The 16,781-nt window shown below is 40.7% G+C and carries 14 protein-coding genes; 9 read left to right on the forward strand and 5 right to left on the reverse strand.

Annotated features, from left to right (window positions below):
* Positions 1-11: 11 nt before the first annotated feature.
* The 4 genes from FCN25_RS15555 to ettA form a co-directional block, all read right to left on the reverse strand.
* Positions 12-3,116 (reverse strand): multidrug efflux RND transporter permease subunit, encoded by a 3,105-nt coding sequence (locus tag FCN25_RS15555; protein ID WP_137226315.1) that lies wholly within the window; start codon positions 3,114-3,116, stop codon positions 12-14.
* Positions 3,116-4,144: an efflux RND transporter periplasmic adaptor subunit gene (locus FCN25_RS15560; RefSeq protein ID WP_302628590.1), complete on the reverse strand. Its 1,029-nt coding sequence runs from the start codon at positions 4,142-4,144 to the stop codon at positions 3,116-3,118. Before FCN25_RS15560 ends, FCN25_RS15555 begins: the two co-directional genes overlap by 1 nt.
* A 342-nt stretch (positions 4,145-4,486) precedes the next feature.
* The gene (locus FCN25_RS15565; protein WP_137226319.1) at positions 4,487-5,722 is read right to left on the reverse strand and encodes a hypothetical protein; all 1,236 of its coding nucleotides are present in this window, start codon (positions 5,720-5,722) and stop codon (positions 4,487-4,489) included.
* A gap of 345 nt (positions 5,723-6,067) precedes the next feature.
* Positions 6,068-7,735: an energy-dependent translational throttle protein EttA gene (gene ettA / locus FCN25_RS15570; protein WP_137226321.1), complete on the reverse strand. Its 1,668-nt coding sequence runs from the start codon at positions 7,733-7,735 to the stop codon at positions 6,068-6,070.
* A gap of 261 nt (positions 7,736-7,996) precedes the next feature.
* Between ettA and glyA the strand changes: the two genes are divergently transcribed.
* The 9 genes from glyA to FCN25_RS15615 all read left to right on the forward strand — a co-directional run bounded on the left by glyA (position 7,997) and on the right by FCN25_RS15615 (position 15,534).
* Positions 7,997-9,250, forward strand: coding sequence for a serine hydroxymethyltransferase (gene glyA, locus FCN25_RS15575; protein ID WP_137226323.1), 1,254 nt, complete (start codon positions 7,997-7,999; stop codon positions 9,248-9,250).
* 112 nt (positions 9,251-9,362) lie between these two features.
* Complete coding sequence (nrdR, locus tag FCN25_RS15580; protein ID WP_137226325.1) at positions 9,363-9,812, forward strand: transcriptional regulator NrdR; 450 nt, start codon at positions 9,363-9,365, stop codon at positions 9,810-9,812.
* An 83-nt stretch (positions 9,813-9,895) separates the two neighbouring features.
* Positions 9,896-11,041 (forward strand): bifunctional diaminohydroxyphosphoribosylaminopyrimidine deaminase/5-amino-6-(5-phosphoribosylamino)uracil reductase RibD, encoded by a 1,146-nt coding sequence (ribD, locus tag FCN25_RS15585; RefSeq protein ID WP_137226327.1) that lies wholly within the window; start codon positions 9,896-9,898, stop codon positions 11,039-11,041.
* A 64-nt stretch (positions 11,042-11,105) separates the two neighbouring features.
* Positions 11,106-11,765 (forward strand): riboflavin synthase, encoded by a 660-nt coding sequence (locus FCN25_RS15590; RefSeq protein WP_137226329.1) that lies wholly within the window; start codon positions 11,106-11,108, stop codon positions 11,763-11,765.
* Positions 11,766-11,865: 100 nt separating this feature from the next.
* Entirely contained in the window at positions 11,866-12,969 is a 1,104-nt protein-coding gene (ribBA, locus tag FCN25_RS15595; RefSeq protein WP_137226331.1) for a bifunctional 3,4-dihydroxy-2-butanone-4-phosphate synthase/GTP cyclohydrolase II, read from the forward strand.
* 123 nt (positions 12,970-13,092) lie between these two features.
* Positions 13,093-13,569 carry a 6,7-dimethyl-8-ribityllumazine synthase gene (gene ribE, locus FCN25_RS15600; RefSeq protein WP_137226333.1) on the forward strand — a complete coding sequence of 159 codons (477 nt, stop codon included), beginning with the start codon at positions 13,093-13,095 and terminating at the stop codon, positions 13,567-13,569.
* Positions 13,570-13,583: 14 nt separating this feature from the next.
* A complete protein-coding gene (nusB, locus tag FCN25_RS15605) occupies positions 13,584-13,988 on the forward strand; it encodes a transcription antitermination factor NusB (protein WP_137226335.1) in 405 nt (134 codons plus the stop codon).
* Positions 13,989-14,075: 87 nt separating this feature from the next.
* Positions 14,076-15,032 carry a thiamine-phosphate kinase gene (gene thiL, locus FCN25_RS15610; protein WP_137226337.1) on the forward strand — a complete coding sequence of 319 codons (957 nt, stop codon included), beginning with the start codon at positions 14,076-14,078 and terminating at the stop codon, positions 15,030-15,032.
* A gap of 10 nt (positions 15,033-15,042) precedes the next feature.
* Positions 15,043-15,534, forward strand: a complete 492-nt coding sequence (locus FCN25_RS15615) for a phosphatidylglycerophosphatase A (protein WP_137226339.1) — start codon at positions 15,043-15,045, stop codon at positions 15,532-15,534.
* An 89-nt stretch (positions 15,535-15,623) separates the two neighbouring features.
* Here FCN25_RS15615 and FCN25_RS15620 read toward each other — a convergent pair whose 3' ends face one another.
* On the reverse strand, positions 15,624-16,757 hold the full coding sequence (locus tag FCN25_RS15620; protein WP_137226341.1) for a hypothetical protein: 1,134 nt from the start codon (positions 16,755-16,757) through the stop codon (positions 15,624-15,626).
* Between the last annotated feature and the right edge of the window lie 24 nt (positions 16,758-16,781).

A 16,781-nucleotide genomic window follows, 5' to 3' on the forward strand; every position in this document is an offset into this window, starting at 1 on the left:
ACCTGTGAAAATTAAGGCTGTTGCGCTTGTTGGGCGGCAATGGCGTCATTAAGTTGTGCTTCAACAAACCCTGGAGAGTGAGTTGACGAAGAGATGAGTCGGTACATTGCTGGGATCACTAATAGGGTGACTCCGGTCGCAAATGCCATGCCGAAGAATATCACAGTTCCAACCGCAATGCGGCTTTCACTGCCAGCTCCGGATGACATAATCAGGGGTATTGCACCAATTAGAGTGGTGAATGCGGTCATTAATATTGGCCGTAAACGACGCGCTGAAGCATCAATAATAGCCTTGTCGAGTGATAAACCGCGATCACGTAATTGATTGGCAAATTCGACAATTAAAATACCATTCTTGGTGACCATACCAATTAACATTATCATGCCGATTTGGCTATAGATATTCATCCCTTGATGCATGAGTACCAAGCCAATAAAACCACCAAAAATACCCATCGGAACAGTAAACATGACAACTGCCGGATTGATAAAACTTTCAAATTGAGCTGCTAATACTAGGTAAGCAATCAGTAATGCTAAAGCAAACACAATGAGCACACCGGTTTGGTTTTCTTTAAAATCTTTTGACTCACCAGTGTAGGCAATTGAAATATCGTTTGGTAGTAATGTGATTGCGCGTTGCTCTAAAAAGTCGAGTGCTTCCCCTAGCGTATAACCTTCACCTAAATTTGCTTTAATGGTAATTGATTTTTGTTTGTTGGTATGGCTTAGCCGCTGCGGTGAGGCAACTTCTTCAACCAGAGTGACGGTGTCGAGGGTGATTAATTCGCCTTTGCTACTTCTAAAATAAATTTTACTGAGGTCTGTGACACTATTAAAGCTGTTTTCATCACCGCGGAGGTATACATCATATTCTTCACCACGTTCAACAAAGGTTGTTTCGCTGCGCCCGCCCAACATTATTTCTAAGGTTGTCGCTATTTCTGAGACGCTGATTCCTAACTCTGCAGCCCTTTGTTTGTCTACCGTAACGACAAGTTCTGGGGTTGTTTCTGCGTAATCTAAATCAGCACCGTCAAGCATAGGGCTTGCATCGGCTTCTTGTTGCAGTACTTGGGCCCATTTAAATAACTCAGAATAGTCGGAGCCCCCCAATACAAATTGAACTGGTTCACTTGATTGACCTCTAAATCCAGGTAGCATCGGACGAACCATTACATCGGGAATATCTTTTAAAGTTTGACTGATTAATGCTAAAGCTTGTTTAATATCTGTATCACGATCTTGCCAATCTTCAAGTTGGATAATGGCAAATCCGGTTTGATCACCCGCTCTGCCACCAAATGCGGGGGCTTCAACACTAAATGATTTCACCACTCCCTGGCCTAATAGTGGCATTAATCGATTTTCAACAATGTCCATATTGGCGACCATGCGATTATAACTGGTGCCTTCGGCACCTTTAATAAACGCAAACAAAACTCCACGATCTTCTTGCGGTGAGAGCTGTGAAGGGACTTGTTGCATTAATAAGTAACTACCACCGATACAGGCGATGATAATAATTGGTGCCGCTATTCGCCAACGAAGTGCCCATTTGACCATGCCACGATAGCGTTGTTCTAATCGATTAAAGCCATTATCTATAGCAAGATTAAAGCGATTTTTTTTCACATTGGCTTTTAATAGCTTACTGCACATTACTGGGGTAAGTGTCAGTGCGATAAGTGATGAAAACAGTACCGACATTGCCAGCATCACGGAGAATTCTGTAAACAATAAACCCACCATGCCATCCATAAATGAGATAGGTAAAAACACCATAATTAACACTAACGTTGTGGACATAACCGCAAAACCAACCTCACGGGTCCCTTTATAAGCCGCTAGAAGTGGTTGTTCGCCTTGCTCAATATGATGAAAAATATTTTCCACCACAACGATGGCGTCATCAACCACCAGTCCAATAGCCAAAATGAGTGCCATTAAGGTTAATAAGTTAATGGAGTAACCTAAACTGTAAGCTGCCATAAAAGAGGCTATTAATGATACTGGAACGGTTATGGCTGGTATGAGTGTCGCTCGCACTTGACCGATGAAAATGTACAGCACCAACACAACCAGCACACCAGTTATGAATAAGGTGTTGTAAACCTCATTAATGGAGCGAGCAATAAACACATTGGCATCATAGTCGACAACTAATTGTGTCCCTTCGGGCAGAAAACTCTGCACTTTATCGACTTCTTGTTGTACTTGCATCGAAATGTCTAATGGGTTGGCATCTGATTGCGGCACTATTCCTAGGCTTAAATTGACAATGCCATTACTCTTAAAGGTCGAATTTTCGTTTTCTGCACCGATAAACACACTAGCGACATCTTTAAGGTAAATAGGGGTACCATCGTCTGCGGTGTGGACAACTAAGTAGTTAAAATCTTCTGGGCTGTAATACAATCGTTTTGTTCTGACAGACATGACAGTGGTGTCATTACGAACTTCGCCACCGGGTGTTTCAAGATTTTCGGTATTTAAGGCACTAATTATGTCGTTGGTAGTCACATTTCTACCTGCCATTAATTGTGGCTTTAACTGCACGTACATGACTTTGTATAAGCCACCTGAAATATTAACCGAACTAACACCAGTAATTAAACTGAATCTATCTTCTAATACTCGTTGGGCGTAATCAGTGAGCTGAGTGCGGTCCATATTTTCAGAGCTTAAGTTGACGTAAATCGATGGCTCACCTGTACCATTATCTTTGGATACAATGGGATCATCTGCTTCGTCAGGTAAGCGGCGTTGCGCTTTGGCCACTGCATCTCGTATGTCACTCACACCTTCAGTTAAGTCCCAACCAAGTTCAAATTCGACTGAAATACGTGACATGCCGTTTCGAGTCGTTGAAGTGATCTCATCGATACCACTGATCCCTGTCAGCTCATCTTCGAGAGTCTTCGTTATTTTACTTTCCATGATAGTGGCCGATGCACCGCTATAAGTGGTCATGACGGTTACTACAGGATTTTGTACATCGGGCATTTCTCTAACTGACAATTTAGAAAATGACACTAAGCCAAACACACAAAGTAATAAACTCAGTACAATTGCAACAACAGGGCGCTTAACTGCCGTATCACTTAGCCACATTATTCGCGCTCCTGTTTAACAGGGCTTGTTGTAGACTGAGTCGCTAAGTCTTTCACTTTTACACCGTCACGCATGTTCACCAGTCCTTGCACAACAATGTGATCGCCTATATTGATACCAGATTCTAGTAACACTTGATCTTTAATTCTCGCGCCTAACATTACTTGGGTGCGGGTGGCAATATTGTCTTTATTTATCACGTAGACATAACGTTTTGTGCCTGAATATTCAAGCGCTTGTACTGGGACAATAGGAGATGACACACTGGGAAATACGAGTGTTGCTGACATCATCATGCCGGGTTTTAATTGCCCCTTTTTATTATCAAATTGACTACGAATATTGAGATTGAGTGTTGCTGAATTAACGCGAGGATCAATTGCGATAATCTTGCCTGTAAAAATGATTTTATTCCATGCTCTGCTTGTAGCGCTTACCGACATCCCGGTACTTAGTAGTGAAAGATAATGCTCTGGTACTTGTAGATCGAGCTGTAATACGGATAAGTCATCAAGTGATAACAGTGATTCATTGATACTGACCATTTTCCCACGACTGAAATTAATAAAACCTGCATTACCGGGAAATGGTGCCGTTAATGTGTGGTAATCCAAGTCGGTTTTGGCTGATTCGAGTCGTGCGAACGCGATATCGACATTCGCTTTTTGAGCTTCTATTTCTGTTTGAGTGATAGCATTAACGTGAATCAACTTGTTAAATTCATTAAGCTTACGAACTTCATCCTTATAGTAAGCTTGAGCTTCGGTCACACTGGCTTTTGCTTTGCGGTTATCTAGTGTTAGTAATACTTGTCCTTTACTGACATGTTGGTTTGATGTGACTTCAATACTGTCTATTTTCCCTGCTACTTGTGGCGCTATCATTACCGCATGAGTAGCAGCAAGTTTCCCTATTAAAGTAACCGATTGTGAAAGTTCATGTTTTTCTACTGTTGCGGTCACGACAGGGATGATTTTATCTGTCTTAGGAGACTTTTGGGCCGCGATAACGCTAGGCGTTGTCACCATATATACTAAAAGCAGTATGGATATTGAAAAGAGAAATGAGCCAAGATTTTTGATCATTTGAATATGCATCTCAGTAAAGAATAATTGAAGATGTTGTTGTACAACAACAGTCGCTAAAGCTTTTATATGGAGCCTGAATATTGTATTTATTTTTACATCGTTGAGTGTCAGTTTATGTAAATTTTTGGCTTTTATTTGTAACAGGGATCGTCACTTTGGCTATGGATATTAATGAGTAATAGTAATGAAAAAGCCATATCAAATGATATGGCTTTCACTACTATTATTAAGTTGAGGAAAATTAAGCTTAATAATGTTTTATGTCAAAACATTTACGAACCATTATTTTTCAACTGGTTCGTTGGTAAATTCAATGTTTTGTTTTTTATTAGCTGGTGTCACTCCCATAAAGTACTCATAACCTTCACCTGATGATTGTTTTTTAGCTTCTTCATCATTAAGTTTTATACTGGTTTGGTCAGAAAATAAGGTGTATTTAGCCTTAGTTTTTTTAGGCGTTGGCTGCGCTTGGTTGGCTACTGGCTTAAGCACACCGTTTGGTGCTTCAGCTGAAACAACTTTTGCCTTATCACTTGATGAGTTTGCTGTAGTTACATTTGTGAATTTATAATTAAATACACCATTACCTTCAATGTTTTCCACACTGGATTTATCTTGGTTTTGGTAAGATGCTAGAATGCCATGTTTGCCCAATGGCATTTCATGGAATAGTTTTTTACCCGTACCGATTTTAGTGCCATTGATATACCAATCAGCTGCTACGTTACTCACTAATGTAACCATCGCTGATTTTAGGCCTAACTCTTCATTCAATATTGAATCAATTTTATTGTTATAAGAAGGTTTAAACTTCATAGCCACTTTATAATGTAAATCACCCTTCATGTTCATGTTGGCATCAATGACTTCATATGACAATAAAACACTTTTGTCATTTAAAAAAGGTGATTCATTACGAGTGCTAGATAAAATGCTACTTTTTGACTCTTTTAAACAATCAGCGATTGACTGATACTTTGAACATTCGGTAGAACCATTAATATTCACTGGCAATGTACTACTTGATTTGGATAAATCAGAAATTAAACGGTTCGTAATGTCAGTTTTTAGTTTAAATAATTGTTGACTTTTGTCGGAGCGTTTTTTATTTATCGCCTCATATTCAGCGATTATTTCAACTTTTTCAGCTTCAAGACGTTTACTGTCTTGCTCGGCCTTTAACGTTAATTCATCAACTGTATAAATAGATGCTTCAATTTGCTTATATGTTTCAGCAAGCGCTGTTTTAGCTCGAATAATCTTTGGTAATTCGGAAATTAATTCATCATATCGCTGTTGTTCAGAAGCAATTGTTTTTTTCAGACCTTCTGCGTCATAAGCTTTTTTATTAAGCTGTGAGAATTTGTCGTTAACAGTAATTAGCAGGGTATCGATATCGTATTGATTTTCAATTTGATTGAGAGTCTGCTTTTCTGACGTGGTAATGACTTCGAGTGCCGCAAATGAGTTGCTTGCGTATAAGCACAATAAAGCAAGGCTAAATGAACCGTATCTCACTGATTTCTCCATTAAAATTCTCTGCAATCTGGAACCATCGACACTCTGTATTAGGCTGGGTGTAATCAGCAAAGAGTATTATAATCCATTAATATTTTATAATACTGAAGTTATTTTTGCTTTACAAACAGATTGTGGTGCATTGTTCACAATAAATTGACAAGTTTTTGACGCATGTTGATAAATCGCTAGATCAAACTCAGAAATATTCGACAAAATAAATAAAGCAGAGTGTTTTGGCTCTGCTTTATTATTTAACGCTATGCTTTAAGCGTATGATTACACTTAAACTCTGGATAAAGGTGGAATGACCGCAATAAATGAGCATATTATCCAGAATGGAGGTTACTTATTTAAACGCTTATATTTTAATCTATGCGGTTCCATTACATCTGTTCCTAAAGTCTCTTTTAGCCAGTTAGAATATTCAGTATAGTTTCCTTCATAGAAACTCACTTTACCTTCGTCACGGTAATCCAGAATGTGGGTCGCAATACGGTCTAGGAACCAACGGTCATGGGAAATAACCATTGCACAACCAGGAAACTCTAATAACGCTTCTTCTAGTGCACGCAGTGTTTCTACATCCAGATCATTGGTTGGTTCGTCGAGTAATAATACGTTGCCACCGGCTTGTAATAATTTGGCTAAGTGGACTCGGTTGCGCTCACCACCCGATAATGAACCAATTATTTTTTGCTGATCGCCACCACGGAAGTTAAAGCGGCCTACGTAAGCACGGCTAGAAATTTCAGTGTTGTTGATCCGCATAATATCTTGGCCGCCAGAAATCTCTTGCCACACGGTATTTTTATCATTCATTGAGTCACGGAACTGATCAACTGATGCAATTTGAACCGAATCACCGACAGAAATAGAGCCACTGTCTGGTTGTTCTTCGCCTGAGATCATTTTGAATAAGGTTGATTTACCTGCACCATTAGCACCAATAATGCCGACGATAGCCCCCTTAGGAACCGTGAATGTCAAATCGTCAATCAGAACGCGGTCACCATATGACTTGGTTAAATTAGTCACTTCAATGACTTTGTCGCCTAAGCGAGGTCCTGGTGGAATAAATAATTCATTGGTTTCGTTACGCTTTTGATAATCATTAGTGTTCAATTCTTCAAAGCGAGCCATACGGGCCTTGCCTTTAGACTGACGACCTTTGGCGCCTTGGCGCACCCATTCTAATTCTTTTGCAATGGTTTTTTGACGAGCACTTTCAGTTGAAGATTCTTGCTGTAAACGGGCATTTTTTTGCTCAAGCCATGAAGAGTAATTACCTTCCCATGGAATACCTTCACCACGGTCGAGTTCTAAAATCCAACCCGCGGCATTATCTAAGAAGTAACGGTCATGGGTAATGGCCACTACGGTACCGTTATATTCTTGTAAGAAGTGTTCTAACCATGCCACTGATTCAGCATCCAAATGGTTGGTTGGTTCGTCAAGTAACAGCATCTCTGGTTTTTCAAGTAACAGGCGACAAATGGCTACACGTCGACGTTCACCACCTGAGAGCACTGCAATTTTTTCATCCCAATCCGGTAGACGTAATGCGTTTGCCGCTCGTTCAAGAATATGATCAAGGTTATGGGCATCTTGAGATTGAATAATAGCTTCTAATTCACCTTGCTCTTTAGCTAGGGCATCGAAGTCTGCATCTGGCTCTGCATAAGCAGTATAAACTTCATCTAAACGTATTAATGCATTTTTGGCTTCGCTTAATGCCTCTTCAACAGCTTCGCGAACGGTTTGTTGTTCGTTTAAGCGAGGTTCTTGCGGTAAATAACCTATTTTTAGACCGGGCATCGGCCTTGCTTCACCTTCTATTTCGGTATCGATACCCGCCATAATGCGCAGTAGAGTTGATTTACCTGAACCGTTTAATCCGAGTACACCAATTTTTGCACCGGGAAAAAAACTTAGAGAGATGTCTTTTAATATTTGCTTTTTAGGCGGGACAATCTTACCCACTCTAAGCATGCTGTATACAAATTGAGCCATAATGATACTGTCTAATTGTCAACAAAGATGAAGATAATTCTACTGCATTATGAGCTGAACTCAACAGGCAATTGTATGATTTAATTTTGGGTGTTTTTAAGCTTAAACAAGCTCCTTAATTAGATCGCTTTGTTGCTTAAACATGAATCGTTTTGTATTAAGAACACAGTGAATTTCATGTTGTTTCTACTGTAAATCATTATCGTTGCAGGGTAGAATACCGCGCAACCCTACTATATAGATAATGATGTTGGAGCTACCATGTTGAAGAAAGCGATGAATATTGCGGATTATGATCCAGAATTATTTAAAGCCATTGAAGACGAAACTTGTCGTCAAGAAGAACACATCGAATTGATCGCGTCTGAAAACTATACCAGTCCACGTGTGATGGAAGCGCAAGGTTCTCAGTTAACCAACAAGTATGCCGAAGGTTATCCAGGTAAGCGTTACTATGGTGGGTGTGAATTCGTTGATGTGGTTGAAACATTAGCGATTGAACGTGCAAAAGAATTATTTGGTGCAACTTACGCCAATGTGCAGCCTCATTCAGGCTCACAAGCAAACAGCGCTGTATTTATGGCGCTATTGCAACCAGGTGATACCGTTTTAGGGATGAACTTGGCTCATGGTGGTCATTTAACTCACGGTTCTCCAGTTAACTTCTCTGGCAAGCTTTATAACATTATTCCTTACGGTATCGATGAGTCTGGCAAAATTGACTATGACGAAATGGAACGCTTAGCAATTGAGCATAAGCCTAAGATGATGATCGGCGGTTTCTCAGCGTTTTCAGGAATAGTTGATTGGGCTAAAATGCGCGAAATCGCTGATAAAATTGGTGCGTACTTATTTGTCGATATGGCACACGTTGCAGGCTTAATTGCTGCTGGTGTTTATCCAACACCAGTCCCACATGCCCATGTAGTTACGTCTACAACACATAAAACGTTAGCTGGCCCACGCGGCGGGATTATCATTTCTGCAGCCGATGACGAAGTGTTATACAAAAAACTCAACTCAGCAGTATTCCCAGGTGGCCAAGGCGGCCCGTTAATGCATGTTATCGCGGGTAAAGCGGTTGCATTTAAAGAGGCATTAGAGCCAGAGTTTAAAGTATATCAACAACAAGTGGTTAAAAATGCAAAAGCTATGGTTGAAGTATTTTTAGCTCGCGGTTATAAAATCGTCTCTGGTGGTACAGAAAACCATTTAATGTTGGTGGACTTAATTGGCCGTGATTTAACAGGTAAAGAAGCTGATGCCGCATTGGGTAATGCAAACATTACTGTTAACAAAAACTCAGTGCCAAACGATCCGCGTTCACCGTTTGTTACTTCTGGTATCCGCATTGGTTCACCGGCTATTACTCGTCGCGGCTTTAAAGAAGCTGAAGCAAAAGAATTAACCGGTTGGATTTGCGATATTTTAGATGATGTATCTGATACCGCAGTTATTGAGCGCGTTAAAGGCCAAGTATTGGCCTTGTGTGCTAAATTCCCTGTATATGGTTAATCGCTATTGATGATAGGCATACAGGTTTAGGTTAACCTTGTGTCGCAAATAGGATAAACTTTAATGGCCGCTAATTGTTAGCGGCCATTTTGTTTTTTCTGCAGGAGGTTCAATGCATTGCCCTTTTTGTAGCGCGACCGATACCAAAGTTATAGATTCTCGTTTAGTGGCAGATGGTCACCAAGTCCGTCGCCGCCGGGAATGTACCGAATGTCATGAACGTTTTACTACATTTGAAGGCGCTGAATTAGTTATGCCTCGCGTCATAAAACGCGACGGAACTCGGCAACCCTTTGATGAAGATAAGCTGCGTGGAGGCATGTTGCGGGCAGTTGAAAAACGTCCAGTCTCAATTGATGAAATAGAGCAAGCTCTCACCAAAATCAAATCAACATTGCGAGCCACTGGCGAACGTGAAGTTAACTCTGAAATGATTGGTAATCTAATGATGGAACAGTTAATGAGCCTTGATAAGGTTGCCTACATTCGCTTTGCGTCTGTGTACCGAGCCTTTGAAGATGTGTCTCAATTTGGTGAAGCCATAGCTAAACTGCAAAAATAATTACTGATTAAAGCAATGTTTATCGTGTGATGTGTCTATGTCACTCGTGTAAATAACATGGCATCGAAAAAGAGATACCTACCATGCCTAACTGGTCTAGCTTCGATATTGAAATGATGAGCCGTGCCATTATGTTGGCAGAGCGGGGACGTTATACCACTCGGCCTAATCCTTGTGTGGGATGTGTGATTGTTGCTGATGGACAGATTATTGGTGAAGGTTTTCATCAACGAGCAGGCCAAGGGCATGCCGAAGTCAATGCTCTTCAAATGGCGTTTGATAATGGCTTTTCTACCGAAGGCGCGACCGCTTATGTCACTCTTGAACCTTGTAGTCATTATGGCCGCACGCCACCTTGCGCTTTAGGCTTGATAAACGCCAAGGTAGCTAGAGTTGTGGTTGCTGTTACTGATGCTAACCCAGAAGTGTCTGGCAGAGGTATTAACATGCTTCGTGATGCAGATATTCAGGTTGATGTGGGATTACTGACAGAACAAGCTTATGCCCTTAACCTTGGTTTTATGAAGCGGATGAAGACAGGAGTTCCTTGGGTTACGGTTAAAATAGCCGCCAGTTTAGACGGTAAAACCGCGTTATCTAATGGGGTATCAAAGTGGATTACCGGTGAAGCTGCACGAGCAGATGTACAAAAGTATCGTGCTAGCCATTGCGCATTAATCACCGGTGTTGAAACCATTCTTGTTGATGATCCTAGCTTAAATGTTCGCTATGAAGCGTTAGGTGAACTAACCACTCATCATACCAAAGATGAAATATTCCAACCTTTAAGAGTGGTGCTCGATAGTCGAGCAAGATTAACTGCAGCTCAACAGTTGTTTGCGATTAAAAGTCCGATATTGTTAGTTTCTGGTCGTCATTATGCAGACAGTGTTAAAGCGACATTTCCTGAGCATGTGTCTTTTTTAGTATTAGAGTGTGACTCGTCAGGTAGAATCCCGTTATTAGCCTTGCTAATGTATTTAGGTGAAAATGCTAATGCTGTATTGGTTGAAGCGGGCGCCACTTTAGCTGGGGCATTTGTCGCTCAAAACTTAGCCGACGATATCGTACTTTATCAGGCGCCTAAACTATTAGGCAGCCATGGACGGAACATGTTGCAGTTACCTGATTACAATGCAATGGAGAAAATTCCTGCATTGCACTTAATTGATGAGCGCAACGTTGGACAAGATAAGCGATATATCCTCAGATATAATCAACCATATTAATGTGCGAGTTGTGAGGCCTAAAACCTGAGCAACAGCAAAGTTTAAAAGCAAAAAGTGAGTCATTATGTTTACTGGGATAATCGAAGCCCTTGGTACATTACGTAAAATTGATCGCAAAGGTAACGATATTCGTTTAACCGTTGCCAGTGGTAAGTTAGATTTGGCTGATGTAAAGCTAGGTGACAGCATTGCCACAAACGGAGTGTGTCTAACCGTAGTTGAACGATTAGCTGATGGCTATGTTGCAGATATTTCGGCCGAAACTGTTGGATTAACTGGTTTCAGTCATTATCAAGTTGGCCAAAAGGTAAATCTTGAAAAAGCGGTGTCAGCCACCACAAGGTTGGGCGGACATATGGTCAGCGGCCATGTTGATGGGATTGCTAAGGTTGAGCAATGTGCTTATCGAGGCAAGGCAATAGAATTTTGGTTAGCGGCTCCAGTTTCATTACAACGATATATCGCACATAAAGGGTCGATCACAATTGATGGCGTTAGTTTAACTGTTAATGAAGTTGATGGAGCACGTTTCAGGTTAACCATAGTGCCTCACACTGCGGGTGAAACTACGCTGGTGGATCTAAAAGTCGGTGATAGTGTCAATATTGAAGTCGATTTGATTGCTCGTTATTTAGAACGTTTAATGCAGCCTCAAGCAGAGCATACACCGCCTACATCTGGTGTGACCATGGAACTGCTCGCTAAGTCAGGTTTTTTGCGTTAACGACCACAGTAAATAATATTTGTGCCCAAACAAAAAAATATTACCAATAGATTTAATACCTCAAGATTAAATCAATAACTAAATTAATAAAGGTCTGACAATGGCGTTACATAGCATAGAAGAAATCATTGAAGATATTCGTCAAGGTAAAATGGTTATCTTGATGGATGATGAAGACAGAGAGAATGAAGGTGATTTAATCATGGCCGCTGAAAAAGTGACGCCAGAAGCAATCAACTTTATGGCAACTTATGGCCGAGGATTAATTTGCCAAACGTTGACCAAAGAACGTTGTCAGCAACTTAATTTACCTTTAATGGTTACTAACAATAATGCCCAGTTTACAACCAACTTTACAGTATCTATAGAGGCGGCAACGGGTGTTACAACCGGGATTTCGGCCCATGATCGTGCAGTGACGATACAAGCTGCAGTGGCTAAAGATGCTAAGGCAGCAGACTTAGTCCAACCCGGCCATATATTCCCATTGATGGCACAAGAGGGTGGGGTATTAACGCGAGCAGGCCATACAGAAGCGGGTTGCGATTTAGCCCGTTTAGCGGGATGTGAACCTTCCGCAGCGATTGTTGAAATTTTAAATGAAGATGGCACCATGGCTCGTCACCCAGATTTAGCCAAGTTTAGTGAGAAACATGGCATTAAAATGGGCACAATTGCAGACCTAATTGAATACCGTAATACTAACGAAACCACTGTTGTGCGTGAAGCTCAATGCAAATTGCCAACCCGTTTTGGTGAATTTACTATGGTGACATTTAGAGACACTATTGATAATCAACTTCACTATGCCTTAGTTAAAGATGAAGTGAAGCCAAATTGTTTAGTGCGGGTACATTTACAGAATACCTTTAATGATTTACTGCATTCAGAACGCGACCAAAAGCGTAGTTGGCCATTAGAAAAAGCCATGGCGCTCATTGCGTCTGAAGGTGGTGTTTTAGTGTTACTCGGTAATGACGAACATACCAGTGATGTACTGGCTAAAGTCAAAGCATTTGAAGCCGAGGACAATGGTCAATCACCCGCGCCAGCTCAATGGCAGGGAACATCACGCCGTGTGGGTGTTGGATCGCAAATTTTGGCAAGTTTAGGTGTGACCAGTATGCGCCTATTAAGTTCACCAAAACGTTACCATTCATTGTCAGGCTTTGGCTTGGAAGTGACCGATTATATCGCCGAATAATATTGGCTGATGGTAAATTTAACAATTTCATTAATTGCATAGAGCTCAGGGCTAATGGCTGTGATATCATAGCGCCTCTTTTTGCCCCGAGCTGGGTGCTTTAGCTAATTTAGGTAAGATAGAATGAACATAGTTCAAGGTAATATCGAAGCGAAAAATGCCAAAGTGGCGATCGTAATATCGCGATTCAATAGTTTTTTAGTTGAAAGTCTGCTTGATGGTGCAATAGACACATTAAAGCGTTTCGGCCAGGTCAGCGACGACAACATTACCGTTGTTCGAGTACCTGGTGCAGTTGAATTACCCCTTGCCGCTAAACGTGTTGCGGCAAGTGGAAAGTTTGACGGAATCATAGCATTAGGCGCTGTCATTCGTGGCGGCACACCTCATTTTGATTTTGTTGCTGGTGAATGTAACAAAGGTCTTGCACAAGTTGCATTAGAGTATGATCTTCCTGTTGCGTTTGGTGTATTAACTACAGATACCATTGAGCAAGCTATTGAACGTTCAGGTACTAAAGCAGGTAACAAAGGTGGCGAAGCAGCCCTTAGTTTGCTTGAAATGGTTAATGTACTGCAACAATTAGAACAACAGCTGTAAATAGTAGGAAAAGTATGAAACCTTCAGAGCGCCGTAAGGCCCGCCGTTTAGCCGTTCAAGCCATTTATTCATGGCAGTTAAGTAAAAATAATGTTGCTGATGTAGAACATGAGTTTTTAACAGAACAAAACACTGACGGTGTTGATGTGGCTTATTTTCGTGAATTGCTAACGGGTGTAGCATCAAAAACTGCGCAGATTGATGAGTTGTTAAAACCACATCTTGACCGTAATTTTGAAGAAGTGTCACCAGTAGAAAAAGCCATTGTGCGTTTGGCCACTTACGAGTTAACCTTCCGCAAAGATGTGCCATTTAAAGTGGCCATTAACGAAGGTATTGAGTTAGCAAAAGCCTTTGGTGCTGAAGATAGTCATAAGTTTGTTAACGGCATGCTTGATAAGTTAGTAAAACATAAGTAACACCAGAACGGTATCTTCGGATACCGTTTTCAATTCTTATTAATTGTTTCAAAATTAAGGTGGACGGTTTACCGTACCAGACTGAATGTGAAAGAATTTGATCTCATCGAACATTACTTCCGCAATAAAGGTCAAAAAAGGCGCGATGTTGAGTTAAGCATTGGCGACGACTGTGCGTTAGTGAATCCAGCCGACAATAAATCTATCGCTATTTCTTGTGATACCCTTGTTGAAAATGTCCATTTTTTAGCTGATATTCCGGCTCATGCTTTAGGGTATAAATCGTTAGCGGTTAATCTTTCTGATCTGGCGGCTATGGGGGCTGAACCCGCGTGGTTTACGTTAGCCCTGACATTACCCTATGTGGACCAGCCTTGGTTAGCACACTTCAGTGAAGGCCTGTTTGAAATTGCAGAATATTACAGTATTGCTCTTATTGGCGGTGATACAACCCGTGGACCTCGCAGCATCAGTATTACAATTAATGGCCAAGTCCCGAAAGGTACAGCCTTAACGCGTTGCGGAGCCAAAATAGGTGATTGGATTTATGTTACTGGTACTTTAGGGGATTCAGCTTTAGGCTTGGATATTCTCCGAGGGGTTAAAACAGTTAATCCAGAAGATAAAGAATACCTTATTAATCGCCATTATTATCCAACTCCTCGTGTGTTAGCTGGTCAAGCTCTTCGTACATTAGCTACGAGTGCTATCGATTTATCAGATGGTTTAATGTCTGATATTGGCCATGTGTTAAGTGCTTCTACGGTTGGTGCGATTATTGATGTCAACCAAGTGCCGTTATCTGCGTCGTTAACTGCTAACCTAAGCCGAGAAGAAGCATTAAGTTATGCACTTACTGGTGGTGAAGACTACGAGTTACTTTTCACTGTTCCTGAGTCTCAACGTGGCGCGATTGATACTGCGTTAATTAATGCCGGCGTCAAGTTTGTCAAAATTGGCCAAATTTGTGCTGGAGATAAATTAAAATTCGTAGACGACGGTAAAGCTTTTTCTCCAATATCTCGCAGTTTTGAACATTTTTAATTGAAGCATTATGAAACTACTTACCCAAGATAAATTTGTCAACAAGCTATCTTTAGCTAATCCTATTCACTTTTTAGCATTAGGCTTTGGCAGTGGCAAAGCGGCGAAAGCACCGGGTACTTTTGGTACCTTAGCCGCCGTTCCGTTGGTGCTATTGATGCAGCAGTTAAGCCTTACGAATTACCTGATTATTACCTGTATTAGTATGCTTGTTGGGATTTATATTTGTGGTAAAGCGGCTAGAGATATGGGAGTCCACGACCATGGCGCTATTGTGTGGGATGAAGTGGTTGGTTTGATGATCACTATGATAGCTGCGCCTCTAGGCTATATGTGGTTAGTACTTGGCTTTGTTTTATTTCGTTTTTTTGACATAGTTAAACCTTGGCCAATACGTTGGCTTGATGCCAAAGTACATGGCGGTTTTGGTATTATGATTGATGATGTATTAGCAGGTTTTTTTTCGTTAATAGGTGTGCAGTTGGCAGTTTATTATCTATAACGTAGTCATAAACATCGAATAAAAAAGAACGCAATGTGCTCTTTTTTCATATTTGATTCTTGTCATTGCAAACTCAGAGATACTAAGATTTATTGAGTCATCATTAAATTGCTGCGTAGCTGTTCTATTTCATTATTCATATTGACGATGCGCAATTTAAGATCTGTTTCATAATAAGAGCAGCTTAATATTTTACCCACTGGGTTGTAGCGTAATTGCCATAACTGCAGCAGGCTATTGTCGTTATTGCAATATTCTGGTTTTTTAAGCATAAGCGATGCATCTGTTGATACAGGTTCTTTAACCATATTAACGAAATATTCAGCCCGCAAGTTATCATCATCAATGGGTTTAATAAACATTTTAGCTAACCATTGCTCGTAAAATGGTGCTGTATCTTGTTGAGCTTCCATTACCATTTGCTGCATGGCGTTGTGACCAAAGAGCCACTCACCTGAAAATATACGTTCATAGTCATTTTGATTTAAACTGAAAGGGGATTGCCAAGCACTGATATTTTTAACCACTTCTTTATTGCTTTGAGCTAAAGTACCCGCAAAGCGGAGTTGCTCCTTCAGTACACCACTGACAATCATATGAACCAGTAACGATCCCGATGAGTGATATACATTATTCCAAAAATGCGTTTCTTTGTTTAGGAATGCTATTGCAGCATCAACCCCTATTTTGCTGGCAATAGATCCCGAGCGATTCATCGTTTCAAGTAAACTTAGCTCTCTTAACTGAAACAGTTGAGACCAGAGAATTTGATCTTGAGGGATTAAAGACTGATCATTTTCTTGCCAATCAGGCATAGCGACTAATATATTGTATTTATCAATATTGGCTTGATGGGCATTAATAGCACGGTTAATTGTTACACTATTACGATTAAAAAACTCATTGCAAGTTTCCCAATCTGCTAAGTGGCAAGCTTCTTTAAAGTCGCGAATTAATTTAGTTTGTTGAGTACTAAAGCTGAGCGATGTTTCTTGTGGATTCGATTTAGCACCCTCGATAGTGCTCAGCATCTTCATAGCATACTCAACCCCGTTTTCACTCGATGCAACAGGTTGCTGCTTTAGCCAGCTTTCAACTAATAACGTATTAGGAGACTTTGTTCTGTCGGAAGCGTTGATTGCCACTAAGCAGACAACGGCAAATACTAATAAGCTGCTTATTAATCCAACCAGCACACCAATCATTTTTAACAACATCATCATTCTTTATCCGCAAAATCCATTTAA

Origin of the sequence: Shewanella sp. MEBiC00475 (genome assembly GCF_005234075.1) — a bacterium.
Lineage (GTDB): Bacteria > Pseudomonadota > Gammaproteobacteria > Enterobacterales > Shewanellaceae > Shewanella > Shewanella polaris.